Source organism: Streptomyces sp. NPDC018964 (genome assembly GCF_044390325.1).
GTDB lineage: Bacteria > Actinomycetota > Actinomycetes > Streptomycetales > Streptomycetaceae > Streptomyces.
Genome location: NZ_JBIRYZ010000007.1, coordinates 213,808 through 237,069 on the forward strand (window position 1 = coordinate 213,808; position 23,262 = coordinate 237,069).

The window sequence follows — 23,262 nt, forward strand, 5'->3', positions numbered from 1 at the left end:
CCCGCGCGGGATGCCGGCGTGTCCGGCGTGCCGCGCGGCCCCGGCGATGAGGCGCGTCGGCACGCTGCGCACGGCTCCCGGCGCGTGCCGGGGGCCTCGGGCAGCGGGCGGGCCGCCGGCACGGCCGGGCACGGGGGCGACGATCCCCTCGCCGCGGGCGGCGACCCGTTCGCGGCTCGCGAGGACGCCGTCCAGGGTGTCGCCGGGCGGCAGCCGGGAGTCGTTCCGGTGGCCGATCGCCCGCCGCGGGACCCCGCGGGCGGGGCCGGCCCGTCCGGCGTCGGGGGCGGGCGGCCGGGGCACGACGGTGGTCGTCACGGTGACCGCCCTTCCGGTCGTCGTGGCCGGACGCGGAAGAACCGTCGCGGGGAAGCGGTCAGGTCGTGTCCTCTTCCCGGGGCAGGATCGACGGCATGCCGAAGACCTCAGCCCGACTGCTGTCCCTGCTCTCCCTGCTCCAGGCCCGCCGTGACTGGCCGGGGGCGCTGCTGGCCGAACGGCTGGGGGTGAGCGCGCGGACCGTACGCCGTGACGTGGACCGGCTGCGCGAACTCGGTTATCCCGTCGCGGCCTTCAAGGGGCCCGACGGGGGATACCGGCTGGACTCCGGCACCCGGCTGCCGCCGCTGCTGTTCGACGACGGGCAGGCCGTCGCCCTCGCCGTCGCGCTGCGGGCCGCCACCGCCACGGGTGCCGCGATCCGGGAGGACGCGGTTCGCGCCCTGGCCACCGTCCGGCAGGTCATGCCCGCGCGGCTGCGCCACCGCGTCGACACCCTCCGGGTGACCACCGTGGAGCCGTCCGCGGCCCGGCCGCGCCCGTCCGTCGACGGCGCGCTGCTCATGACGCTGGGCGCCGCCGTCCACGCCGGCGAAGTGCTGCGCTTCGACTACGCCGGCGCCTCCCCGCCGGAGGGCGCCGTCCGTCCGCCGCGTCGGGTGGAGCCGCACCATCTCGTCAGCCGGGGCGGGCGCTGGTACCTCGTCGCCTTCGACCTCGACCGCGCCGACTGGCGCGTCTTCCGCGCCGACCGGATCACCCCGCGCAGCCCCGCGGGGCCCCGCTTCACACCGCGTGAGGTACCCGGGGGCGACGTGGCCGCGTTCGTCACCGGCAGGTTCCGGGGGTCGGACGGCTCCGGCGAGTGGCCCTGCCGCGGCGAGGTGATCCTGGACCTGCCCGCCGCCACCGTGTCCCGCCACGCCCACGACGCCGTCGTCGAGGAGCTGGGCCCCGGCCGCTGCCGGCTCGTCCTGGGCTCCTGGTCGTGGACCGCCCTCGCCGCCGACGTCGGGCGGTTCGACGCCGCCGTCGAAGTGGTCGGCCCGCGGGAACTCAGGGACGCCTTCGCGGTCCTGGCACGCCGTTACGCCCGTGCGGCGGCCGGTGCGCCCGGCGGGTGATCCGCGGCCCCGGGAAGCAGTTGCGCCCCTGGGCCCCGTGCACCGCGTTCGCGGCGCGGGGGTGGGGCGGGGCGCCGTCGGGCTCGGCGTGGGCACCGGGAACGCCACGGGGGCGCCCCGCTCGGACGGCCGTCACGGGACGGCGGTCCACCAGGCCCGTGGTCCTCCGGCCCGCCGGTGATCGGGGCGCGGGCTCACTGGCGCCAGTCGGGCACGCCCGAGACGGGCGGCGTCCGGGCCTCTATCCTCGCTCGCGTCTCCCGCATCACGGAGATGATGCGGGACTCGTGCTCGGGGGTCAGACGGGCCACCGGGACCGAGCAGCTGATGGCGTCGGTCGCCGGGGTCGTGTAGCGGAGGGCGAAGCCGAAGCCGGCGATGCCGGTGACCGTCTCCTCGCGGTCCACGGAGTAGCCGCGTTCGCGGGTCCGGGCCAGGTCGGCCAGGAGGGAGGCGCGGGTGGTGTGCGTGTTCTCCGTGAGGGCGGTCAACGGCCCGTCCGGAAGGGGCAGGGCGTCGTCGGGGCGCTCGGCGAGGAGGGCCTTGCCGAGTCCGCCGGCATGGGCCGGGACGCGGCGGCCGACGCGGCTGATGGTGCGCAGGTACTCGTGGGACTCGCGGGTGGCGAGGTAGACGACGTCCGGACCGTCGAGCCGGCCCATGTGGATCGTCTCGCCGAGCGCGTCCGACGCCTCGTCGAGGTAGGGGCGGACGATCCTGATGCGGTGGTCGCCGTCGAGGTAGCCGGTGCCGGTGAGCAGCGCGCGGATGCCGATGCCGTAGAGCGAGCCGGTGGCGTCGGTGCGGACCCAGCCGCAGTCGACGAGGGTCTGCAGCAGTTGGTACATGCTGCTGCGCGGCACGTCCAGCTCCTCGGCGAGCTGGTCCAGGCGTGAGGGCTGCTCACCCCGCCGGGCGAGGAGTTCCAGCAGCGCGACGGTCCGGGCCGCCGACTTCACCCCACGGACACCCGTCTTCTCAAGCATGAGCTCATCGTAGGTCCGCGCGAATTCGTGACGGCACACCCATTGACCCACCCTGTTCACAGACCTAACCTCCATCTGCATACGCAGACGGCATCTGTATACAGGGACGGTTCATGGCAGGGATCAGCACCGAGGCCGCACAGGTCGCTCAGCGGCTCCGGGACGGAATGGCGGGCGGGGTGCTGTCCTTCCCCCTCACCAGCTTCCGGGAGGACGGCGGCCTCGACCCGGACGCGTACCGGGCGTACCTGGCCGACCGGTTGGCCACCGCCCCCGGCGCGGTGTTCCCCGCCTGCGGCACCGGCGAGTTCTTCTCGCTGGACGAGGACGAGTACCGGACGGTCGTACGGACCGCGGTCGAGCTCGCCGACGGGCGCGTCCCGGTGGTCGCGGGCATCGGCTACGGCTGGGCCCAGTCCGTCCGCTTCGCCCGCATCGCCGAGGACGCCGGCGCCGACGCCGCGCTGGTACTGCCCCACTACCTGGTCAGCGCCCCGCAGGACGGCCTGGTGGAACAGCTGCGCCGGATCGCCGGGGGCACCCGGCTGCCGCTCATCGCCTATCAGCGCGGACCGGTCGCCTTCACGGCGGCCTCCCTGCGGCGTGTCGCGGGGATCCCGGGCGTCATCGGGCTCAAGGACGGCCACAGCGACCTCGACCGGCTCCAGCGCCTCACCCTCGCCGCGCCGGAGGACTTCCTCTTCTTCAACGGCGCCGCCACCGCCGAGATCCAGGCCCGCGCCTACGCCACCGTCGGCGTCCCCGCCTACTCCTCCGCCGTCCACGCCTTCGCCCCCGAGATCGCGAACGCCTTCTTCACCGCTCTCGGGGACGGCGACCACGGCACGGTGGACAAGCTGCTGCGCGGCTTCTACGTCCCGCTCGTCGAACTCCGCGACCGGGTACCGGGATACGCCGTGTCCCTGGTGAAGGCCGCCGCCCGGCTGCGCGGCCTCCCGGTCGGTCCGGTGCGCGCCCCGCTCACCGACCCCGCTCCGGCCGATCTGTCCGCCCTGGAGAAGGTGCTGGACCACGGGCTGAGCCTCGTCGGCGCGGTACGACGACCCGCCTGACGGATCCGCGCGGCGAGCCGTCCCGCGTCCTCCCCCGCTCGACAGTTCAAAGGAGAACTGCCATGCCCCTGCTCGTGGTCGGGATCAGCGTCCTGGTCCTGCTGATCCTCATGACCAGGCTGAAACTCAACGGCTTCGCGGCACTGCTGCTCGTGGCGGTCGGCGTCGCGCTGGTCCAGGGAATTCCGCTGGTGACCATCCCGGACGTGCTCGCCGAGGGCATCGGGGGCCAGATCGGCGACACCATGCTCACCATCGGGCTCGGTGCCATGCTCGGCCGCGTCATGGGTGACTCCGGTGCCGCCCAGCGCATCGCCGGCACCCTCCTCGACTCCTTCGGCCCCCGCTGGGTGCAGGTGGCGATGGTGGTCACCGCGATGCTGATCGGCGTGACCATGTTCTACGAGGTCGCCTTCATCATCATCGTGCCGATCGCGTTCACCCTGGTCAGGGTCACGGGGGCACCACTGCTGTGGGTCGGCCTGCCGATGTCCGTCACGCTGTCGACGATGCACAGCTTCCTGCCGCCGCATCCCGGCCCCACCGCCGTCGCCGCGACCTTCGACGCCTCCGTCGGGCTGACCCTGCTCTACGGCCTGTTCATCGCCGTCCCCGCCGGCGCGCTCGTCGCCCTGGTCTGGCCCCGCCTGCCGTTCGTCAAGGCCATGACGCCCTCCATTCCCCAGGGCCTGGTCGGGGAACGCGAGTTCACCGACGAGGAGATGCCCGGCCTCGGCTGGTCGCTGTTCGTGGCGCTGTTCCCCGTGGCGCTGATCGTGACGGCCGCCGTGACCGACATGGCCACCTCCGCCGAGACGGGATTCCTGCACTTCGTCGCGTTCGTCGGCTCGGCGCCGATCGCGCTGATGCTGACGCTGTGCCTGGCCGTCTGGGCGTTCGGGCCGCGGATCGGCCGGAGCCTGGAGGAGGTCGGCGCCTCCTGCTCCTCGGCGGCCAAGGCGATGGCGATGATCCTGCTGGTGATCGGCGCGGGCGGGGCGTTCAAGAACGTCCTCGTCGAGGGCGGGATCTCCGACTACATCAAGGACGCCACCGACGGCTGGTCCGTCTCACCGATCGTCCTGGCCTGGCTCGTCGCCGTCATCCTCCGCATAGCCCTCGGCTCGGCGACCGTCGCCGTGGTCACGGCCTCCGGCGTGGTGCTGCCGCTCCTGGCGGGCAGCGGGGTCCACCCGGAGGTGATGGTCCTCGCCGTCGCCTGCGGCTCCATCGCCTTCTCCCACGTCAACGACCCCGGCTTCTGGCTCTTCAAGGAGTACTTCAACCTCTCCGTCATCGAAGCGATCAAGGTCCGTACCGGTTACACGACCGTGCTCGCCGTCCTCGGCCTGGGCGGTGTCCTGGTGGCCGAGCAGGTCCTTGACCTCCTCGGTCCGTGACCGTCCGTCCCGCCCCCTCCTCCCCCGTCACGCAAGGAATGTGAAGAGAGTATGAGCACGAGCCAGCCGACCGTCACCGCGTTCTCCGTCTACCCCGTGGCGGGCCGCGACTGCATGGAGCTGAACCTTTCCGGCGCCCACGGTCCCTACTTCACGCGCAACGTCGTCGTCCTGACGGACTCCGAAGGGCGTACGGGCCTGGGTGAGGTGCCCGGCGGGGAGAAGATCACACAGACCCTGCGGGACGCCGAGCCGCTCGTGATCGGTGCGAGGACGGGCGACTACAAGCGCGTCCTGCGTGAGATCGCGGACCGCTTCGCCGACCGCGACTCCGGCGGACGCGGTGCGCAGACCTTCGACCTGCGCACCACCGTCCACGCGGTCACCGCCGTCGAGTCGGCCCTGCTGGACCTCCTGGGCCAGCACCTGGACGTACCGGTCGCGGCGCTCCTCGGGGACGGTCAGCAGCGCGACTCGGTACGGGTGCTGGGCTACCTCTTCTACGTCGGCGACCCCGACCGCACCGACCTCGAGTACGTCCGCGAACCCGACGCGGACACCGACTGGTACCGGATCCGGCACGAGGAGGCCCTGACTCCCGAGGCGATCGTCCGCCAGGCCGAGGCCACCCACGAGCTGTACGGTTTCCGCGACTTCAAACTGAAGGGCGGCGTCCTGGACGGCGCGGAGGAGGTCAGGGCCGTCCGCGCGCTGAAGGAGCGTTTCCCCGAGGCCCGGATCACCCTCGACCCGAACGGCGCCTGGTCGCTGCGCGAGGCCGTCGAGCTCTGCGCGCCACTGACCGGGACGCTCGCCTACGCCGAGGACCCCTGCGGAGCCGAGGACGGCTACTCCGGGCGGGAGATCCTCGCCGAGTTCCGCCGCGCGACCGGCCTGCCCACCGCGACCAACATGATCGCCACCGACTGGCGGCAGCTGACCCACGCCCTCGCCCTGCAGTCGGTCTCCATCCCGTTGGCCGACCCGCACTTCTGGACCATGCAGGGTTCCGTGCGCGTGGCACAGCTGTGCAACGCGATGGGGCTGACCTGGGGTTGCCACTCCAACAACCACTTCGACATCTCGCTCGCCATGGTCACCCACTGCGGAGCCGCGGCGCCCGGCGCGTACAACGCCCTGGACACGCACTGGATATGGCAGGAGGGTCTGGAGCGGCTCACCACCGACCCGCCCCGCATCGTCGGCGGAGAGATCGCCGTCCCCGACGCACCCGGCCTCGGCGTCCGGCTCGACATGGACCGCCTCCTCGCCGCCCACGAGCTCTACCGGACGAAGGCCCTGGGGGCACGGGACGACGCCATCGGCATGCGGTACCTGGTCCCCGGCTGGAAGTTCGACGCGAAGCGGCCCTGCCTGGTGCGGTAGGCGGCCGTCCACCGGCGTTCGTCCCCCAGCGCGGTGCGGTCGGTGACGCGCTTCCGTCGACGGTCCGCCGGACCGTGGAGACGGGGCGCCGGGACGAACGCGGCCCGTGGCGCCGGCTCACCCGTCGGGACCGGGCCGCGGTGGACCCGGCCCCGGACCGCCCCGGTATCGCCGCCCCGGCCACACGGCAACTCGGCGGACCGTCCGGCGGACAGAGGCAGCGCGCCCTGATCGCACCCAAGGACTCGTCCGGGAGCCGGACCTGCTCCTGCCGGACGAGCCGGCCACGGGGCCCGACCCCGAGGCCGGGGAACGCGCGGCGGCGCCCCACGTGGGTGGCCGGGTCCGAGCGGGACCGCGCGTCCGGAGGAAAGCGGTCCCCCTCCGGCCCGTCGGCGTCCGCCGCGCGCCCCGCAGGCGGAGACGGTCACCGGTGGCCGTTCACGCCATGGAGGCGAGAACGGCCAGCAGGCGGTCGATCTCCTCGTCGGTGTTGTAGACGTGCAGGCTCACCCGTACGGATCCGTCCTTGTCGTCCGCGCCCGCCTGGCAGAGGCTGTCGGCCCGGACCATGAAGCCGTGGCTGAAGAGGATGAACCCGAGGTCGTCGGACGGGATGTCACGGTGCCGCAGGGTGACGATGCCGTGCCGTCGCTGGGCCGCGGGCAGGGTGGAGTCGGCGGCCAGACTGGCGGGGCAGCCGAGGACCTCGTAGGCGTCCAGCCGGCGCAGCCGGTCGGTCAGGCGGGTGGCCAGACGGGTGACGTGGGCGGCGATGCGGTCGACGCCGACCGCGTCCAGCCAGTCCAGGGCGGCCAGCAGCGACACGATGCCCACGGTGTTGGGGGTGCCCTGCCAGCCGGAGGGCGTCAGGACGGGGCCGCGGGTGTTGCGCGCCCACACCGCGCCGGTGCCGGGCAGGGCCAGCGCCTTGTGCCCCGAGAAGACGACGAAGTCCACGTCGAGCTCCGGATCGCCGACCCGGAGCGGAAGGTGGCCCACACTCTGCGCGGCGTCCAGGCAGATGGGCACGTCGGGTCCCACGGCGGCGCGCAGGCGGTGGACGTTCATGTCCCCGCCGTAGACGTGGTGGACATGGGTGGCCGCGACGAAGCGGGTGCGGGGGCCGACGGCGTCGGCGAGGGCACGGTGGTCGTAGTCGCCGGAGGACTCCTGACACGGCAGGGCACGGACGCGCACGTCGGTGCCGCGCTCCGCGAGCAGGCGCCGGGCTTCGAGCCAGGGTTCGAGGTTGGCCCGGTGGTCGGAGAACGGGACCAGGATCTCGTCGCCGTCGGTGAGGTGCTCCACGAGCCAGTCACGGGCGACGGTGCGCAGGCCCTCGGTCGTCCCGCTGGTGAAATGGACGGTGGAGCGGTCCGGTTCGCGGTCGCCGAGGAATTCCTTGAGCCGCTCGCGGGTCCGTTCGATCACCCCCGTGGTCCGGTTGGCCCAGGGATAGGTGCCGCGGCCCGCGTTGGCGTTCGACGTGGTCAGGTAGGTCCGCACGGCGTCCAGGACGGCCCGGGGCTTCTGCGAGGTCGCCGCGCTGTCCAGGTACGCCAGATCCGGGTGCGCCGTGATGATCGGGAACTGCGCCCTCGCCTCCCGCTGCCAGAGCCCGTCTTCGTCGTGTGTTCCGCCGCGCATCAGGTCACTCCCTCACCAGCGGTGCGCCCGCGTCGCGCCAGGCGACGATGCCGTCCGCCAGGCTGCGGACGTCCGGGTGTCCCATGCGGGTCAGCAACGCGGCGTAGCGCAGCGACTTCTCCCCCACGGGACAGGCCAGCAGCACCGGTGTCCGCTTGCTGAACGGCAGCCCGGTCCGCACCAGTTCCTCGAACACCTCGTCGACGATGTTGATCGAGCCCTCGATGTGCAGGGCTGCGTACGCGTGCGGACCGCGCAGGTCGACCACCAGAGGGCGGGGATCCGCCTCCGCGATCCAGCGCCGGGCGTCCTCGACCCCGATGACCCGGGCCCGGGCGCGTACCTCGCTGTCGGTGAGCGACGACACCGCGTGCCCGCGCCGTGTTCCGCCCAGCAGCTCCGGGCGGCGACTGCGCACGTAGCTCAGGTAGCTCTCGGCCCGGTCGCACACGATGAAGACGGCGCTCCGGCGGGCACCGGTGTGCGCCAGCTCCGCGTCGACGGACGCCAGGTGGCGGACGGCTCCCTGATAGGCGGCGCCGCCGGTCGGCCCCGACAGCAGCCCGCAGCGGCGGATGAGGGTGACCATCCCGTCGATGGCCTCCTGGGAGGTGACCGACGCGAGGGAGTCGTACGTGGCCGGGTCGAACAGGCCGACCTGGTGCACCTCGTCGATCGTGCGGATGCCGGGGATGAAGTCGGACTTGTCCGCGACCAGCCCGAGCACACGGACCCGCGGATCGTGCTCGCGCAGCACCTGGGCGACACCGGTCGAGGAGCCGGCCGTGCCGACGCAGGCGATGAACCAGTCCGGTGCCCGTCCGTCCAGGTCCTTGACGATCTCCGGTCCGGTGCCGGCCGCGTGTGCCTCGACGTTGCGCGGGTTGAAGTACTGGTCGGTGTGCAGGTAGGTGCTGCCGGGCTCCGAGAGGGCCTGGTGGAAGCGGGTGAGCGGATCGTCGGTGTCCGTCGGGTCGAGGCACTCGCTCTGCCCGGGGAGTTCCTCGATCTCCGCCCCGAGGAGCAGCAGCAGTTCCTTGATCTCGGGGACGCGCATCCGGTTGGTCACGCTCTTGAACTTCAGCCCGTGCAGGCCGGCCAGCAGGGCGAGGGCCTTGGCCGTGTTACCGCTGGAGAGTTCCACGACCGTGCCGTCGGCCTCGGCCTCCAGGTGCGGGCGGGCCATGTGCCAGGCGGGCCGGTCCTTGACGGACCCGAACGGGTTGAGCATCTCCAGCTTGGCGTACAGGTCGATGTTGCCCAGTCCGTGCACGGACGGATCGATGCGGACCAGCGGTGTGTTGCCGATGGCCTCGGTGATGCTGTCGTACCTCATGACGGCACTCCCTGCGGGTGTGTGAGCGGCCAGTAGTCCTCGTCCGGGCACCAGCGCCGGACACCGCCCTCCTCCGTGACCGCCACGGTCCGCGCGACGGGCTGTCGCTGCGCGTGGTGGGCGTGGAAGTCCATGACGTAGCCGGCGGTGTTGACGAAGGCCAGCAGATCCCCGGCGCGTGGCAGGCGGGGCAGGAAGACCAGCCGACGGGTGATCAGGTCGGCCTCCAGACAGAGGTTGCCGACGAGGTGGACGCCGACCGGTCCGTCGTCCGCCGCCCCGTCCCGCAAGCCGCCGCGGGGCAGCAGCACGGGGTCGACGAGCACCCCGTGTTCCTCCAGACTCACGTCCCCGGCGTTCATGCCGAGGCGCACCAGGTGACGGGTGGGGTCGTCCCCCATGGGCCGTACGTCCAGCACGCGGGCCAGCGACAGTCCGCACTGGTCGACGAGGGCGCGCCCCGGTTCGACGTACAGGTCGTTCAGGTGCTCCAGCAGGAGCGTGGCGGGCGGCCTGCCCAGGACCGGGGCGGGAAGCGAGAGCAGCCGGTCGAGATAGTCCGGCCCGGCGACGGGCCGGTGGGCGGGGTACAGGGCCGCCGTGCCGCGTACCGTGCCGCCCTCGTTGCGCAAGCCGTAGCCGTGACCGCGCCAGGTCAGGGCCGGCCGTACGCCGAGCACCGCCTCGCTCAGCGCGGTGGTCCACCGCTCCCACTCGCCGGCCTCGGCGACGTAACCGGCCCCGAACCCCCCACCGATGTCGACGACGCGCGGCGCCAGGCCCCGCGCCCGGCACTCGTCCATCGCCAGCACGCAGCGCTCCAGCGCCCGGACCTTCTCCTCCAGCCCGGTGGTGTCCAGGTGGTACGCCAGACCGGTCAGGGTGACGGCGTCCCGATGCCGCTCCAGCGCCGCCCACAGCCCGTCGGTCTCGGCGACCGGCGTACCGAAGCGGCTGCGGCGCGACAGCACCCGCGTGCCGGCCCCGCCGTGTCCGGGGTCCGACTCGAACCCCGACAAGCGCGCCAGCACGTCCACCCGGTCCAGTCCGTACGTCCGGACGAGCTCCGCCAGTAGCTCCAGCTCACCGGCCGAGTCCAGGTTGACCGTCGCCCCCACCCGGGCCGCCAGCCACAGGAACTCCCGGTCCTTGGGACCGGTGGCCATCACCCGGTTGCCCGTGAACCCGCAGCCCAGTGCGTGCCGTAACTCCTCGAGGGAGGCCACGTCGATCCCGACGGCGGCCGGATCACAGGCGGCCAGCCTCCTCACCAGGGCGCTGGAACGATTCGCCTTGTGCGCGAAGTACACCCGGCCGGTCAGGCGGTGGCGGCGGTAGACGACCCGGAAACGTTCGGCGTTGTCGGCGACGACCTCCGGGAGCAGCACGTTGAGCGGTGAGCCGAGGGCGTCGGCCAGCGAGTGCAGGAACGGCGCATCCTCCAGCAGCGAGGCCAGCGGTGGATCCACCCGCGGCCTCAGGTACAAGGGCACGTCCTTCACGAAGTCCCCCCACGTCGGCCGGTCGTCGATCCGTCGTCACGACGACCGTTTCGGAGTAGTCGTTTCCCTCTCGACGCGCCGCTAAGCCCCTGGCCGTTGCTTCACGGAAGCGCGCGAAGCCAGTGGACGGCCCGGGGCGGGGAGCGGTGCGCCAGGACGTCCCGGCGGGCCCGAGCCCGCGCGGGCAGGGCCGGCAACGGTCTCGGGGCCCTTGGTTCAAGACCTACGTATCCGCAGGTCAGCGCGTCCTCCCCCGCGGCTTCAAGGGTGCGTTCGGCAGCTCCGGCGCGGGCAGTGGAGCCCCGTCGTACCCCTGCACCTCGCCGAAACGGGTCCCCTTCGTCCAGTCCTCGCGGGCCCGGACGATGTCGTCGTGCGACCGGCCGATGAAGTTCCACCACATGACGATCTCCTCCTGGAAGGGCGGCCCGCCCAGGAGCAGCAGCCGGGCCGGGGCCGTCGCCCGGTTGGCCAGGGTGAGGGCGGTGCGGCCCGGGGGCGCGTATCCCAGTTCGGCCGGTCGCAGGAGCGTGTCGGCGAGGAGGACGTCGCCGCTGTCGACGAGGACTCCGTGTTCGAAGCCTGGGTCCACGTCGAGGGTCACGCGGGCGCCCGGGTCCAGGGTGATCTCGGCGCCGAGCAGGGGGGTGAAGGTGCGCACCGGTGAGGTGTCGCCGGCGAGCGTGCCCAGGAAGACGCGCGCCTCGCCGCCGTCCAGCGCGAGCGGGGAGGGGACGTGGTGCTGGAAGTCCCGCGCCGTGTCGCGGTGTTCCGCGGGCAGCGCCACCCACAGCTGCGCGCCGTGCAGGATCCGGGTGCTCCCGGTGGAGACCTCGGAGTGGCTGATGCCGTGCCCGCCGGTCATGAGGTTGAGTTCGCCGGGCCGGACGAAGGCGTGGCTGCCGAGGCTGTCGCGGTGTTCGATCTCGCCGCTGAACAGCCAGCTGACGGTCTGCAGGCCGGTGTGCGGGTGCGGCGGCACCCGCATGCCCCCGGACTCGGCGATGTCGTCGGGACCGTAGTGGTCGGCGAAGCACCACGCCCCGATGAGGGTGCGCGCCCGCTGGGGCAGGGTCCGCCGCACCCGCATGGCCCGGGGGCCGCCGAGGGGTACGTCCCTCGGGGTGAGGATCTCGATGCCCGGCGGGGGCGGTCCGTCGACGTCCGCGCCGCAGAGCGCCTCCGTCGGGTGCGTTTCCGTGTTGCTCATGGCCCGATCCTCCACCACCACAGAAAAGTTCGAAATTCAACTTTAATGGTCGATCATAGGCCGGACACCCCGGGATCGCGCGCCGACGGCCGTGAGTCGTCGGCCGTCCGCGCGAATCCGCAGGTGGGCCGTCTGCGAGAATGGGCGCGACCGCCCGTCGTACGAACAGGAGCCCGCACGGTGTCACCACAGCGCGAAGCCCTCGCGGCCTCCACGGCTCCCGGGGGCCGCGAGGACCTCCGGGCCGACTGCGCCAACTGCTTCGGCCTGTGCTGCGTGGCCCTGCCCTTCGCCCGCTCCGCCGACTTCGCCGTCGACAAGGCCGCGGGGCAGCCGTGCTCCCACCTCCGGGCGGACTTCCGCTGCGGCATCCACGAGCGGCTGCGCGACAAGGGCTACTCCGGCTGCACCGTCTTCGACTGCTTCGGCGCCGGGCAGAAGGTGTCCCAGGTCACCTTCGGCGGCACCGACTGGCGCCGGGCGCCGGAGTCGGCGCGCGCCATGTTCGAGGTCTTCCCCGTGATGCGGCAGCTGCACGAGCTGCTCCGGTACGTCGCCGAGGCCCTCGACCTCGCGGCGGCCCGGCCCGTCCACCGGGAGCTGCGGCGGGCGCTGGTCCGGATCGACGGCCTGACCCGCGGCAGCGCCGAGTCGGTCGCCACGCTGGACGTGAACGCGCTGCGCGGCGAGGTCAACCCGCTGCTGCTGCGGGCGAGCGAACTCGCCCGGGCCCGGATCCCGGGCCGCAGGAGGAACCACCGCGGAGCCGATCTGATCGGTGCCCGGCTGTCCGGCGCCGACCTGCGCGGGGCGAGCCTGCGCGGCGCCCTCCTCGTCGCCGCCGACCTCGCCGGGGCCGACCTGCGCGACGCCGACCTGATCGGTGCCGACCTGCGCGACGCGAACCTCGGCGGCGCCGATCTCACCGGCGCCCTCTTCCTCACCCAGGCGCAGCTCGACGCGGCCCGGGGCGACGCGGCCACCGTGCTGCCCCCCACCCTCAGCCGGCCCGCCCACTGGTAGGCGCGGGCGGTCCGGACAGTCCGGCGAGCACCTTGTCGGGGGTCAGCGGGAGTTCGCGGAAGCGGACGCCGGTGGCGTGGTGGACGGCGTTGCCGATGGCGGCCGCACTGCCCACGTTGCCGATCTCGCCGATCCCCTTGCTGCCCATCGGGTTGAGGCGGGTGTCGTCCTCGTCGATCCAGTGCGCCTCCACGGCGGGCACGTCGGCGTGCGCGGGCACGTGGTACGACGCCAGGTCGGACTCGGTGAAGTCGCCGAACGCGGCGTCCATCGTGCTGCCCTCGGTCAGCGCCATGCCCAGCCCCATGACCATGCCGCCGATGAACTGGGAGCGCGCGGTACGGGCGTTGAGGATCCGTCCGGCGGCGAAGACACCGAGCATCCGGCGCACCCGCACCTCGCCGGTGACGGAGTCGACGGCGACCTCGGCGAAGTGCGCGCCGAAGGCGTGGCGGGCGTAGGGGCTTTCGGCGTCCGCCCGGCCCGTCGTGTCGGCGCGGGCGGTGATCCCCTCGTCGGGCAGCCGGCCGGTGAGACCACCGAGCCGGCCCGCGAGCCTGGCGCACGCGTCGTGCACGGCCCATCCCCAGGAGGCGGTCCCGGAGGACCCCCCGGCCAGGGACGCGGACGGCAGGTCGCTGTCGCCGATGTCGGCCCGTACCCGGTCCAGGGGCACGCGGAGGGTGTCGGCCGCCACCTGGGCGAGCACGGTGCGGGCTCCGGTGCCGATGTCGGTGGCGTTGACGCGGACGACGAAGGTCCCGTCCGGCAGCGCCCGGGCCTCGGCGGCGGACGGCTGCACGAGGACGGGGTAGGTGGCCGCCGCGACGCCCGTGCCGACGAGCAGGGGCCCCTCCACCCGGGTGCGGGGGCGGGGGTCCCTGCGGTCCCAGCCGAAGCGGCGCGCGCCCTCGCGCAGACACTCCGTGAGGTGCCTGCTGCTGAACGGTTTGCCGCTGTCCGGTTCCCTCTCGGGTTCGTTGAGGACGCGCAGCCGCACCGGGTCCATGCCGAGGGCTGTGGCGAGTTCGTCCACCGCCGACTCCAGGGCGTACATGCCGGGACATTCACCGGGGGCGCGCATCCAGGACGGGGTCGGCACGTCGAGCCGGACCACTCGGTGGAGCGTGCGGCTGTTCGGGGTGGCGTACATGACGCGTGCGGGGACCGCCGCCTGCTCCACGAACTCCTTGACGCGGGAGCTGTGTGTGACGATCTCGTGGGTCAGGGCGGTCAGCCGGCCGTCGGTGTCCGCGCCGAGCCGCAGCCGGTGCAGGGTGGGGGCCCGGTGGCCGACGACGGCGGGAAGGTGGCGGCGGGGCAGGGCGACGGTCACCGGCCGGCCGGTCTCGCGGGCGGCCATGACGGCGAGCACGACGTCGGGGCGCGGGGTGCCCTTGGAGCCGAAGCCGCCTCCCACATGGCCGGTGTCGACGGTGATCCGGTCCTCGGGCAGCCCGAACAGCGCGGCGAGCACGGCGCGCACCGCCGTGCCGCCCTGGCTGGAGGTGTGCACGACGAGGCGGTCGCCCTCCCACTCGGCCGTACTGGTGTGGGGCTCCATGGGGTGGTTGTGCAGCGGCGGCACACGGTAGGAGACGTCGATCCGGACGGGGGCCGAGGCGAAGGCGCCGTCGGGATCCCCGTACTCACGGCGGGCCGGGTGGCCGGCGTTGGCGGTCTTCGGCTCGTACGCCTCGGGGTGGTCCGCGGTGAGAGTCACGTCGTGCTCCTCCACGGCGTACTCGACCCGGACCGCCGCGGCGGCGGCACGGGCCTCCTCCGGGGAACGGGCGACGACGAGCGCGACGAACCAGCCGCGGTGCGGCACGCGGGGGTCCTGCAGCACGGCCAGGGTGGGGTCGTCCGGCTCGGCGAGCCGGGGGGCGTTCTCGTGGGTGAGCACGGTGAGGACGCCGGGCAGGCCGAGGGCGGCCGTGGTGTCGACGGCCGTCACCCGGCCGCGGGCGACGGTCGCGGGGACCGGCCAGGCGTGGGCGCGGTCCGGCAGGGGGTGCTCGGCGGCGTAGCGGGCGCCGCCGGTGACCTTCTCGCGCCCTTCGCGGCGTTCGGCCGGAGCGCCCAGCGCGGTACCGGTGCCGGTCATGAGTCCTCCGTGAGGTGTCGGGGGCGCCGGGCCGACGGTGCGAGCCGGGTCAGGACGTCCACGGCGAGGTTGCGGGCGAGGGGCACCTTGTGGCCGTTGTCCCGCAGTGGCCGGGCCGCCTCGAGTTCGAGGTCCACGGCGTGGGCGAAGGAGTCCGGGGTCGCCGGGGCGCCGCGCAGCGCGGCCTCGGCGCGCCGTGCCCGCCACGGGGTGTGGGCGAGCGCGCCGAAGGCGAGCCCCACGTGGGTGACGGTGCCGTCGTCCGCCGTGTCCAGGACTGCGGCGACCGACGCCAAGGCGAACGCGTACGAGGCGCGGTCGCGGGCCTTGCGGTAGGTGGAGGGCAGGGACGCCGTGGCGGCCGGCAGCACCACGCCGGTGATCAGTTCGCCGGGCCGGATCTCGGTGTCCCGCTCCGGGTGGTCGCCGGGGAGCCGGTGGAACCGGTCCGCCGGGACGTCCCGGGTCCCCTGGCCGCCGTACAGTTCCACGCGTGCGTCCAGGGCGGCCAGGGCGACCGCCATGTCCGAGGGGTGGGTGGCGACGCAGTGCTCGGAGTGGCCGAGCACCGCGTGGTCGCGGTGGGTGCCCTCCCGGGCGCCGCAGCCGCTGCCGGGCGCGCGCTTGTTGCAGGGTTTGGACAGGTCCTGGAAGTGGGGGCAGCGGGTGCGCTGGAGGAGGTTGCCGCCGGTGGTCGCGGCGTTGCGCAGCTGTCCGGAGGCGCCGGCGAGGAGCGCCCGGGACAGGGCGGGGTAGCGGTCGCGGACCAGGGGGTGGGCCGCGAGGTCGCTGTTGCGGACGGTGGCGCCGACGCGCACGGAGCCGTCGGGCAGCTCCTCCACCGTGTCCAGCGGCAGACGGCTGACGTCGACGAGGACGCCGGGGCGTTCCACGCCCAGTTTCATCAGGTCGACCAGGTTGGTGCCGCCGGCGAGGCAGCGGGCGCCGGGATGCGCGGCGAGCGCCTCGGCCGCCTCCTGGACGGTGCCGGCCCGTACGTATCCGAAGGGTTCCACTCAGATCACGTCCCGGACGGCCTCGATGATGTGCGGATAGGCGCCGCAGCGGCACAGGTTGCCGCTGAGCCGCTCGCGGATCTCGGCGGCATCCAGCGGGACGGGGCGTCCGGAGGAGGCGGAGGGGTCGGTGACGTGGGACGGATGGCCGGCCGCGGCCTCGGCGAGGGCGCCGACGGCGGAGCAGATCTGTCCCGGCGTGCAGTACCCGCACTGGAAGGCGTCCCGGTCGAGGAACGCCTGCTGCAGGGGGTGCGGGCCGTCGCCGCCGTCGGTGAGGTCCTCGACCGTGGTGACGTCGCGGCCGTCCAGGGACACGGCCAGGAGCAGGCAGCCGTTGACGCGGCGGCCGTCGACCAGGACCGTGCAGGCCCCGCACTGGCCGTGGTCGCAGCCCTTCTTGGCCCCGGTGAGGCCGAGGTCCTCGCGCAGGACGTCCAGCAGGACCCGCCGGTGGTCGAGGAGGAGGGTGTGCGGCTCGCCGTTGACCCTGAGAGTGGTTTCCGAGCGGTGCTCGGTGATGGGCTCGCTGTTCATGAGGGGGTGGCCTTCCGGGCGGGCGGCGCTCAGCCGGCGGCGTTGTCGACGCGGAGCCGTACCTGTTCCTCCAGGCGCCGGAGGCTGGTGTCCAGGGCGTCGCCGACGGCCTTCTCGCCCGGGTCGTGGCTGTCCTCGAAGAAGGAAAGGTGCACCGTGACCTCGCTGGCCCCGCTGCCGATGCCGGAGACCTGCAGCCAGCCGGTGTAGCTGCCCTGCTCACGTGTGCCCCATTCGAGCCGCATCTGGTCCCGCCGGGCGCGGAACAGCGCGGAGGTGTCCTCGTCGGAGCGGTCCTCGTGCACGGTGACGGCGGGCAGCTCCTCGGCGTGCACGTGCAGGGCCTCGGGCAGCCAGTCGCCCATCTGCTCGATGTTGGCGGCCTGGTCGAAGACGTGCTCGGGTGATGCGGGCATCGTGTGTGAACGCTCGTACTCGGTCATCGCGGTACCGTCCCTCGTCTCGGTTGTCCGGCAGGGCCGGGGGCCGCCGTGCGGGCAGCCCCTGGGCATGGCGCTATTCGTCGCCGAAGACCGCCTTCCGCACCTCGTCGGGGCCGTCGAACCGCTTGGTGCCGGTCTGCCCCGGCTTCCTGACGAGGGTGTCGTCCGCGCCGTTGCTCTTCGCCACCGGGACGAGGTCGTCCTTGCCGACGGGGTGGTCGGCGCCCTTGAGGGCCTTCTGCGGGCCGGTCGGGTCGAGGTCGGCCATGGCAGCCTCCCGTGGTGGTGCGGCGCGGCGTGTCCGCGCGGGAAAGGGGCGGGTACCCAGGGCGCCCGGAGGTGATTCAGCCCTGAGCTCTGGACCTGAACCGAGTAGGCGGCACCGCCGGTCCGAGTACGCGTACTCAGGCGCGGGGAGCCCGCCGGGCCCGAAACTGGCCGGCAGGAACCCCGTCTGCCGGAAGGACGTCCCCTTGCTCAGCCGTGCCGCCGCCGTCCTGCTGCCGCTGTTCGGGCGGCTCACCGTCACCCGCGAGACCGACGGGCCGTTCCCCGCGGGCAGTGTCTTCGTCGCCAACCACGACTCGATGGCCGATCCGGCGCTCGTGCTGGCCGCCCTGCGCGAGGTGGGTGTGGCGCCGGTCGTCCTGGCGACGGCGGGGCTGTGGCGGGTGCCGGTGCTGGGGCGCGCCCTGTCGAAGGGCGGGCACGTTCCCGTGCACCGGGGCTCGGCCCGCGCGGCGGACGCGCTTCAGGCCGCGGCGGAGGCGGTGCGGTCGGGACGCCACGTGCTCATCTACGCGGAGGGGGGCCTGCCGTCGCGCCGGGACGCGGGGTGTGCCGCGCCCCGGCCGTTCCGTACCGGTCTGGCGCGGCTTTCGGCCGCCACCGGCGCCCCGGTCGTCCCCGTGGGCCAGGTGGGGGCCCGGCGGCTGGCCTCCGGACCGGTCGCGAAGCAACTGGCCGGTGTGCTGACCGCTCCGGTGCGCCGTCCGCGCCTCCACGTCCACATCGGCCGTCCCGTACGTCTGCCGTCCGGGACGGCTGCCGGTACGGAGGCGGCGCACCGGGCGGTCGCCACCGCCTGGCGGCGGGCCGCCCGGGCCGTGGGCGAGCAGGTCCACGACGGCTGACCGGGCGGCTACCGGTCGTCCGTGTCGGTGCGGTCGGCCAGGCGTTCGTAGCGCTGCCGGGCGGCCTGCGGGCTGCGCAGGCCGAGGCCGAAGGCGATCTCGGGCCAGGTCATGCCGCGTCCGCGCGCCATCTCCAGGAGTCCGGCCTCCAGCTCGTCCATCTCCGCTCGGGCACGCGGCACGAGGCTCAGCGCGGCGGTGATGTCCGCGCGGTCCACCTCGGGTTCGCCCTCCTCGGGCAGCGCGGCGCCGCTGAGCAGGAAGGCCACGAGCCGGACCGCCTCGTGCGGACCGATCACTCCGGGATGGATCTGGCGGCGGCGCTGTGCGTCCGTGGCCGCGTGCCGCTCGGCGATGCGGAACAGGGAGGCGTGCACCCGCTGCACCCGTGCCGCGTCGGAACTCGGCGGTGTGAAGGGGTCGTCGGGCTGTTCATGAGTCTTCGTGGGCATGGCACGAGCATCCCGGAATGAACATTCCGTTGTCAACGGAAAATTCTTCCCGGAGTCCGATGACCTTCCGCACCCCCGCACGTCTGCATCCGTGACAGGCCGCCCGCCGACCGGGGCACGGACGAGACGAGAGGACAACACCATGAGCGCCGAGCCGACCACCACGGACAACGCCTTCTCCTACCACCTGACCCGCACGCTGGACGCCCCCGTGAGCAGGGTGTGGCAGGCGTGGACCACACCGGACCGCTACGCCCGGTGGGCGTACGCCGCTCCCGGCTCCGTCGAGATGGACGTACGGCCGGGCGGCGCCTGGAAGGCCACCATGGTCACGCCGGACGGCGGCGAGTTCCCGCTGACCGGGTCCTACCTCGACGTCGCCGAGAACCGCCTGCTGGTGGTGGGGATGGACGTGCCCGGGAAACCCGAGCCGTCGGTGATGACCGTGGAACTCGCCGAGGACGGCGGCCGGACGCGGATCGCGCTCCGCCAGACGTGCGACACGGCGGAGGAGCGCGACATGGCCGAGCAGGGCAGCACCATGCTCCTCGACGGCCTGACCGCCTTCCTGGCCGAGGACGCCTAGGCGACGGGCCGGGCTCGCGTGGTCGGACCCGCTCGCCGGTGCGACGCTGGGGTGGACAGGTTCCGAGGACGAGAGCCCTGGAGGGAGACCGAATGGGACGGGACGTCCCGGCGCTCACCTTCACCCGCGAGGACCGCCGCCGCTACCGGATCAAGATGCAGGAGTGCCTCGAGACGTTCGCGCAGATGCTGCGCGAGTCGCGCTTCGAGGCCGAGCGGCCCCAGGTGGGGCTGGAGATCGAGCTGAACCTGGTCGACGACCGGGCCGAGCCCGCGATGCGCAACACCGATGTGCTGGAGGCCATCGCGGACCCGGCCTGGGCGACGGAGCTGGGCCGGTTCAACCTGGAGATCAACATCCCGCCGCGGCGGCTCACGGCGGGCGGCCCCGACTCCTGGGAGTCCGAGATCCGCGACGCGCTGAACCACGCGGAGCAGCGCGCCGGATCGATCGGCACCCGTCTGATCATGACGGGCATCCTCCCCACCCTGCGCCAGGAGGACGTCGGCGAGGGAGCGCTGTCGGAGAACCCGCGCTACCGGCTGCTCAACGACCAGATCTTCGCGGCGCGCGGGGAGGACCTGCACATCGAGGTGACCGGCATCGACCGGCTGCGCACCTACGCGGACACGATCACCCCGGAGGCCGCCTGCACCAGCACGCAGTTCCACCTCCAGGTGTCCCCGGAGCAGTTCGCCGGCTACTGGAACGCGGCGCAGGCGATCGCCGGGGTGCAGGTCGCCCTCGCCGCCAACTCCCCCTTCCTGTTCGGCAAGGAGCTCTGGCACGAGACCCGGATCCCGCTGTTCGAGCAGGCCACCGACACCCGCCCGCAGGAGATCAAGGTGCAGGGGGTGCGGCCCCGGGTGTGGTTCGGGGAGCGCTGGATCACCAGCGTCTTCGACCTCTTCGAGGAGAACCTGCGCTACTTCCCGGCCCTGCTCCCGCTGTGCGACGAGCAGGACCCGGCGGAGACGCTGGAGCGGGGCGACATCCCCGAGCTGGCCGAACTGACCCTGCACAACGGCACCATCTACCGCTGGAACCGCCCGGTCTACGCCGTCGCCCACGACAAGCCGCACGTGCGGGTGGAGAACCGGGTGCTGCCCGCGGGACCGACCGTGGCCGACACCCTCGCCAACGGCGCCTTCTACTACGGGCTGACCCGCGCCCTGGTGGAGGAGGACCGTCCGGTGTGGTCACGGATGTCCTTCTCCGCCGCCGAGGACAATCTGCGGACGGCGGCGCGGTACGGCATCGACGCCCGGCTGTACTGGCCGGGGATGGGCGAGGTGCCCGCGTCCGAACTGGTGCTGCGGCGGCTGCTGCCGCTGGCGCACCGCGGCCTTGAGCGCTCCGGCATGGACGACGCCTGGCGCGAGCCGCTGCTCGGCGTCATCGAGCAGCGCTGTGTCACCGGCCGCAACGGGGCGGTGTGGCAGAAGGAGATGTTCCACCACATCGAGGACTCCGCGCGCTGCGGCCGCCACGAGGCGCTGCGGCGCATGACGCAGCAGTACATCGACTACATGCACCTCAACGCCCCGGTCCACACCTGGCCCGTGGAGTGATCCGGGCGGGCGCACGGGCCGGGCCCGCGTACCCGCCTGCCCGTCAGCCCGACCGGCGGTTGAACGGCGGGCACCGGTGCGCCGCCCGGGTGGCCCGGGTGGCGCTTCGGCGTCGACGGCCGGCGTCAGCGGCCGGCGGTGCGGTCCAGGAGCGCGGTCACCTCGCGGCGCACCTCCTCCCGCGCCTCGACGGGCAGTGATCCCAGGTCCGTACGGTCCAGGGAGCGCAGCACCTCCTCGGCTCCGGTGTCGCAGGGTGTGGTCTCGCTGATCACCTCGTAGCCGTCCCGGACGGCGACGGAGAGACTGCGGGCGCCGTCGCTCCCGGTGTGCACGGCGGTGGCGACGACGAGGGGCGGCGGCCCGCCCGCCTCACCGGCCGCCTTGTGGTATCCGCTGGCCACGGGGTCGCGCCAGTGGATCCCGAGCAGCAGAGGGCGCTTGGCCACCACGTCGGCCAGGTCCGTCTCGTAGGTGCCGTCCCGGTCCAGTACGGTCGCCCGCGCGTCCAGGACCAGCGCCGCGGGCAGCAGACAGCGCAGGGTGCTGCCCACGATGTTGCCGCCGACGGTGGCCGTCCGGCGTACGGCGCCGGTGCCCACGGTGGAGGCCGCTCGGCGCAGTACGTCCGGCACCCGGTCGTCCACCTGGTGCAGCAGGACGGCGGCGCCCAGCGCCTCGCGTTCTATGAGGTTGGCCTGGGGCAGCTTGCGCAGGGACATCGCCTGCTCGGGGAAGCCGTCGCGCTGCCAGAGGGCCCACACGAGGGTGGCTCCGCCGACGGGCACCGCTCCTTCGGCCAGATACCGCTGGGCTTCGGACAGGGCTGTGGGAAGACGCAACAGCACGACGGTCGACCTGCTTTCCTGAACGGGGCCGGGAAACCACGGCGTTCCACGGAGTGATCACGAGCACTGCATTGTCCGTACCCGTGCGGGGGCGCATACAGGGCTCACGGATTCGCCGAGTGCGCCCGCCGGCGGTCACTGGAGTCGGCGGATCTCCCCGCGCACCCGGTAGAAGCCGCCGGCCGCCGGGTGGAGCGCGTCCACGACGTAGCGTGCGCCGGGTACCCGTATCGCCCGCGGGAACTGCACGTTCCAGGAACCGTCGTAGCCGTCGGACACGACGTGGACGCGCAGCCGGCCGTTCTGCTGCACGCACTCGACGACGACGGCACCGGTGGGGGCCTGCGCGACGGTCGCCACCGCGGTCGCGGCCGTGGCCGGCGCGTAGGTCGGCAGGGCCGCGGCGAGCTTGACGTCCCGCGCGACCGGCACCGTGCCCTGCTGCGCCGCGGTGACGGCGGCCTCGCTCGCGTCCACGCACACCAGGGAACCGTCCGTGGTCACCAGGTAGAGCCGCTCGTTGCGGTACTGCATGGACAGTGCCGATCCGCCTCCCGTGCCGAGCTTCCACAGGCGCGTGCCGTCCTGGTCGAAGCAGTAGACGGACGACGCGGAGTCGCCGGCGAAGACGAACCGTCCGCCCGGGGAGGTGGCGCAGGAGTACACGGCGCTGTCGCAGGCGTAGGTGGCCTCGATGGCGCCGGTCGCCTTCGACAGCCGCTGCACCACGCGGTGTGCCGTGCCGGCGTAGACGGTGTCGTCCTCCTGCCAGCCGAACAGCACCCCGCCGCGGGTGGGGGTGTGCCACAGCTCGCCGCCGCCGTCGGGCGCGTAGGCGGTGACGCCTCTGTGGTGGCCGTGGTAGACGGCCCGGTCGTCGGCGCGGACCATCCAGGCGTGCTCGCCCTGGCTGCGGCGGGTCCACTGGTGCTCGTCCTCGTGGTCGATGACGGTGAGGCGGCCGTCGCGGTCCGAGACGTTCAGCACGCCCTCGTGGATGTCCAGCCAGAAGATGTCGACGTCCGCGGCGATGTCGTAGGCGGCGAACGGCAGCTTCGAGGAGAGGTCGTAGACCCGGCCGTCGTCACAGCCCGCGTAGATCCAGAAGTCGTCCGCGACCAGGCACTTCACCCCGTCCGGCAGGCTGAAGCGGGCCAGCACCTCGCCCTCGTGGTCCAGGGTGAAGACGTCACCGGACTGGTTGCCGACCCAGCAGCGGTCGTCGTCGACGTGGATGCCGAACGCCGAGGAGCCGGTGCCGAACCGCCACAGCACCGGGGCCACGGCGCGCGCGGTGGACGGGGCCGAGGTCACCTGACGGCGGGTCACCGCGCGCGGGGCCCGCTGCCCCCGCACCGCCGGCTCGTAGCCCTTGCGGACCTTCTCCCCCACCTTCTTCGCCGCGGCGGCCTGCGCCTTCGCGACCGTGGGGAACGTCGTCGTCTGGGTCTGCCCCGCCGCACCGATCCTGCCGTAGCGCACCGTCACCGTCTGCCCGTCGACCGTCACTTCGTAGAACTTGTGCGCGGCGCCGTCCTCCTGCGACAGCTCCAGATACGTCGTCGACACCGTCGAACCAGCGGACATGGCAAACCCCTCC

The 23,262-nt window shown here is 73.4% G+C and carries 21 protein-coding genes and 2 pseudogenes; 9 read left to right on the forward strand and 14 right to left on the reverse strand.

Annotation, left to right across the window (positions count from 1 at the left end; all coding sequences use genetic code 11):
* Positions 1-318 (reverse strand): annotated as a pseudogene (locus ACH5AO_RS14480) (DUF664 domain-containing protein); the annotation flags it as partial.
* A 95-nt stretch (positions 319-413) separates the two neighbouring features.
* Between ACH5AO_RS14480 and ACH5AO_RS14485 the strand changes: the two are divergent.
* Positions 414-1,403, forward strand: coding sequence for a helix-turn-helix transcriptional regulator (locus ACH5AO_RS14485; RefSeq protein ID WP_398924577.1), 990 nt, complete (start codon positions 414-416; stop codon positions 1,401-1,403).
* 194 nt (positions 1,404-1,597) lie between these two features.
* Here ACH5AO_RS14485 and ACH5AO_RS14490 read toward each other — a convergent pair whose 3' ends face one another.
* A complete protein-coding gene (locus tag ACH5AO_RS14490) occupies positions 1,598-2,389 on the reverse strand; it encodes an IclR family transcriptional regulator (RefSeq protein WP_398924578.1) in 792 nt (263 codons plus the stop codon).
* A 113-nt stretch (positions 2,390-2,502) separates the two neighbouring features.
* Between ACH5AO_RS14490 and ACH5AO_RS14495 the strand changes: the two genes are divergently transcribed.
* From ACH5AO_RS14495 to ACH5AO_RS14510, 4 genes and pseudogenes are all read left to right on the forward strand, one after another.
* Positions 2,503-3,462, forward strand: a complete 960-nt coding sequence (locus tag ACH5AO_RS14495) for a 5-dehydro-4-deoxyglucarate dehydratase (protein WP_398924579.1) — start codon at positions 2,503-2,505, stop codon at positions 3,460-3,462.
* Between the two features lie 62 nt (positions 3,463-3,524).
* Entirely contained in the window at positions 3,525-4,862 is a 1,338-nt protein-coding gene (locus ACH5AO_RS14500; RefSeq protein WP_398924580.1) for a gluconate:H+ symporter, read from the forward strand.
* A gap of 51 nt (positions 4,863-4,913) precedes the next feature.
* Positions 4,914-6,248: an enolase C-terminal domain-like protein gene (locus ACH5AO_RS14505; RefSeq protein ID WP_398924581.1), complete on the forward strand. Its 1,335-nt coding sequence runs from the start codon at positions 4,914-4,916 to the stop codon at positions 6,246-6,248.
* Positions 6,248-6,573, forward strand: a pseudogene (locus ACH5AO_RS14510) (ATP-binding cassette domain-containing protein); the annotation flags it as partial. The gene ACH5AO_RS14505 and the pseudogene ACH5AO_RS14510, both read left to right, overlap by 1 nt.
* Positions 6,574-6,689: 116 nt before the next feature.
* Here ACH5AO_RS14510 and ACH5AO_RS14515 read toward each other — a convergent pair.
* The 4 genes from ACH5AO_RS14515 to ACH5AO_RS14530 all read right to left on the reverse strand — a co-directional run bounded on the left by ACH5AO_RS14515 (position 6,690) and on the right by ACH5AO_RS14530 (position 11,946).
* Positions 6,690-7,898 (reverse strand): aminotransferase class V-fold PLP-dependent enzyme, encoded by a 1,209-nt coding sequence (locus tag ACH5AO_RS14515; protein ID WP_398924582.1) that lies wholly within the window; start codon positions 7,896-7,898, stop codon positions 6,690-6,692.
* 4 nt (positions 7,899-7,902) lie between these two features.
* Positions 7,903-9,234: a pyridoxal-phosphate dependent enzyme gene (locus ACH5AO_RS14520; RefSeq protein ID WP_398924583.1), complete on the reverse strand. Its 1,332-nt coding sequence runs from the start codon at positions 9,232-9,234 to the stop codon at positions 7,903-7,905.
* A complete protein-coding gene (locus ACH5AO_RS14525; RefSeq protein WP_398924725.1) occupies positions 9,231-10,703 on the reverse strand; it encodes a Y4yA family PLP-dependent enzyme in 1,473 nt (490 codons plus the stop codon). Before ACH5AO_RS14525 ends, ACH5AO_RS14520 begins: the two co-directional genes overlap by 4 nt.
* Before the next feature lie 271 nt (positions 10,704-10,974).
* The gene (locus tag ACH5AO_RS14530; RefSeq protein WP_398924584.1) at positions 10,975-11,946 is read right to left on the reverse strand and encodes a pirin family protein; all 972 of its coding nucleotides are present in this window, start codon (positions 11,944-11,946) and stop codon (positions 10,975-10,977) included.
* Positions 11,947-12,126: 180 nt separating this feature from the next.
* Between ACH5AO_RS14530 and ACH5AO_RS14535 the strand changes: the two genes are divergently transcribed.
* Positions 12,127-12,969, forward strand: a complete 843-nt coding sequence (locus ACH5AO_RS14535) for a pentapeptide repeat-containing protein (RefSeq protein WP_398924585.1) — start codon at positions 12,127-12,129, stop codon at positions 12,967-12,969.
* Here the strand turns inward: ACH5AO_RS14535 and ACH5AO_RS14540 are convergent.
* From ACH5AO_RS14540 to ACH5AO_RS14560, 5 genes are all read right to left on the reverse strand, one after another.
* Complete coding sequence (locus ACH5AO_RS14540; protein ID WP_398924586.1) at positions 12,947-15,076, reverse strand: xanthine dehydrogenase family protein molybdopterin-binding subunit; 2,130 nt, start codon at positions 15,074-15,076, stop codon at positions 12,947-12,949. The genes ACH5AO_RS14535 and ACH5AO_RS14540 overlap by 23 nt on opposite strands.
* On the reverse strand, positions 15,073-16,092 hold the full coding sequence (locus ACH5AO_RS14545; protein WP_398924587.1) for an FAD binding domain-containing protein: 1,020 nt from the start codon (positions 16,090-16,092) through the stop codon (positions 15,073-15,075). Before ACH5AO_RS14545 ends, ACH5AO_RS14540 begins: the two co-directional genes overlap by 4 nt.
* Positions 16,093-16,629, reverse strand: a complete 537-nt coding sequence (locus tag ACH5AO_RS14550) for a (2Fe-2S)-binding protein (RefSeq protein ID WP_398924588.1) — start codon at positions 16,627-16,629, stop codon at positions 16,093-16,095.
* 29 nt (positions 16,630-16,658) lie between these two features.
* The gene (locus ACH5AO_RS14555) at positions 16,659-17,072 is read right to left on the reverse strand and encodes an SRPBCC family protein (protein WP_398924589.1); all 414 of its coding nucleotides are present in this window, start codon (positions 17,070-17,072) and stop codon (positions 16,659-16,661) included.
* A 73-nt stretch (positions 17,073-17,145) separates the two neighbouring features.
* Positions 17,146-17,340, reverse strand: a complete 195-nt coding sequence (locus tag ACH5AO_RS14560; RefSeq protein WP_398924590.1) for a DUF2795 domain-containing protein — start codon at positions 17,338-17,340, stop codon at positions 17,146-17,148.
* A gap of 205 nt (positions 17,341-17,545) precedes the next feature.
* On the opposite strand from ACH5AO_RS14560, the gene ACH5AO_RS14565 reads away from it, so the two are divergent.
* The gene (locus tag ACH5AO_RS14565; RefSeq protein ID WP_398924591.1) at positions 17,546-18,205 is read left to right on the forward strand and encodes a lysophospholipid acyltransferase family protein; all 660 of its coding nucleotides are present in this window, start codon (positions 17,546-17,548) and stop codon (positions 18,203-18,205) included.
* An 8-nt stretch (positions 18,206-18,213) separates the two neighbouring features.
* Here the strand turns inward: ACH5AO_RS14565 and ACH5AO_RS14570 are convergent, their stop codons facing one another.
* A complete protein-coding gene (locus tag ACH5AO_RS14570) occupies positions 18,214-18,657 on the reverse strand; it encodes a DNA-binding protein (protein WP_398924592.1) in 444 nt (147 codons plus the stop codon).
* A gap of 142 nt (positions 18,658-18,799) precedes the next feature.
* Between ACH5AO_RS14570 and ACH5AO_RS14575 the strand changes: the two genes are divergently transcribed.
* Positions 18,800-19,243: an SRPBCC domain-containing protein gene (locus ACH5AO_RS14575; RefSeq protein WP_398924593.1), complete on the forward strand. Its 444-nt coding sequence runs from the start codon at positions 18,800-18,802 to the stop codon at positions 19,241-19,243.
* Between the two features lie 92 nt (positions 19,244-19,335).
* Positions 19,336-20,814 (forward strand): glutamate-cysteine ligase family protein, encoded by a 1,479-nt coding sequence (locus ACH5AO_RS14580; protein WP_398924594.1) that lies wholly within the window; start codon positions 19,336-19,338, stop codon positions 20,812-20,814.
* Positions 20,815-20,939: 125 nt separating this feature from the next.
* Here ACH5AO_RS14580 and ACH5AO_RS14585 read toward each other — a convergent pair whose 3' ends face one another.
* Complete coding sequence (locus tag ACH5AO_RS14585) at positions 20,940-21,662, reverse strand: FAD binding domain-containing protein (RefSeq protein ID WP_398924595.1); 723 nt, start codon at positions 21,660-21,662, stop codon at positions 20,940-20,942.
* A 135-nt stretch (positions 21,663-21,797) separates the two neighbouring features.
* Complete coding sequence (locus ACH5AO_RS14590) at positions 21,798-23,249, reverse strand: WGR domain-containing protein (protein WP_398924596.1); 1,452 nt, start codon at positions 23,247-23,249, stop codon at positions 21,798-21,800.
* Positions 23,250-23,262: the final 13 nt, after the last annotated feature.

Coding starts and splice junctions, on each gene's coding strand:
- ACH5AO_RS14485 (WP_398924577.1), top strand. CDS start 414: ATGCCGAAGACCTCAGCCCGACTGCTGTCCCTGCTCTCCCTGCTCCAG.
- ACH5AO_RS14490 (WP_398924578.1), bottom strand. CDS start 2,389: ATGCTTGAGAAGACGGGTGTCCGTGGGGTGAAGTCGGCGGCCCGGACC.
- ACH5AO_RS14495 (WP_398924579.1), top strand. CDS start 2,503: ATGGCAGGGATCAGCACCGAGGCCGCACAGGTCGCTCAGCGGCTCCGG.
- ACH5AO_RS14500 (WP_398924580.1), top strand. CDS start 3,525: ATGCCCCTGCTCGTGGTCGGGATCAGCGTCCTGGTCCTGCTGATCCTC.
- ACH5AO_RS14505 (WP_398924581.1), top strand. CDS start 4,914: ATGAGCACGAGCCAGCCGACCGTCACCGCGTTCTCCGTCTACCCCGTG.
- ACH5AO_RS14515 (WP_398924582.1), bottom strand. CDS start 7,898: ATGCGCGGCGGAACACACGACGAAGACGGGCTCTGGCAGCGGGAGGCG.
- ACH5AO_RS14520 (WP_398924583.1), bottom strand. CDS start 9,234: ATGAGGTACGACAGCATCACCGAGGCCATCGGCAACACACCGCTGGTC.
- ACH5AO_RS14530 (WP_398924584.1), bottom strand. CDS start 11,946: ATGAGCAACACGGAAACGCACCCGACGGAGGCGCTCTGCGGCGCGGAC.
- ACH5AO_RS14540 (WP_398924586.1), bottom strand. CDS start 15,076: ATGACCGGCACCGGTACCGCGCTGGGCGCTCCGGCCGAACGCCGCGAA.
- ACH5AO_RS14550 (WP_398924588.1), bottom strand. CDS start 16,629: ATGAACAGCGAGCCCATCACCGAGCACCGCTCGGAAACCACTCTCAGG.
- ACH5AO_RS14555 (WP_398924589.1), bottom strand. CDS start 17,072: ATGACCGAGTACGAGCGTTCACACACGATGCCCGCATCACCCGAGCAC.
- ACH5AO_RS14560 (WP_398924590.1), bottom strand. CDS start 17,340: ATGGCCGACCTCGACCCGACCGGCCCGCAGAAGGCCCTCAAGGGCGCC.
- ACH5AO_RS14570 (WP_398924592.1), bottom strand. CDS start 18,657: ATGCCCACGAAGACTCATGAACAGCCCGACGACCCCTTCACACCGCCG.
- ACH5AO_RS14575 (WP_398924593.1), top strand. CDS start 18,800: ATGAGCGCCGAGCCGACCACCACGGACAACGCCTTCTCCTACCACCTG.
- ACH5AO_RS14580 (WP_398924594.1), top strand. CDS start 19,336: ATGGGACGGGACGTCCCGGCGCTCACCTTCACCCGCGAGGACCGCCGC.
- ACH5AO_RS14590 (WP_398924596.1), bottom strand. CDS start 23,249: ATGTCCGCTGGTTCGACGGTGTCGACGACGTATCTGGAGCTGTCGCAG.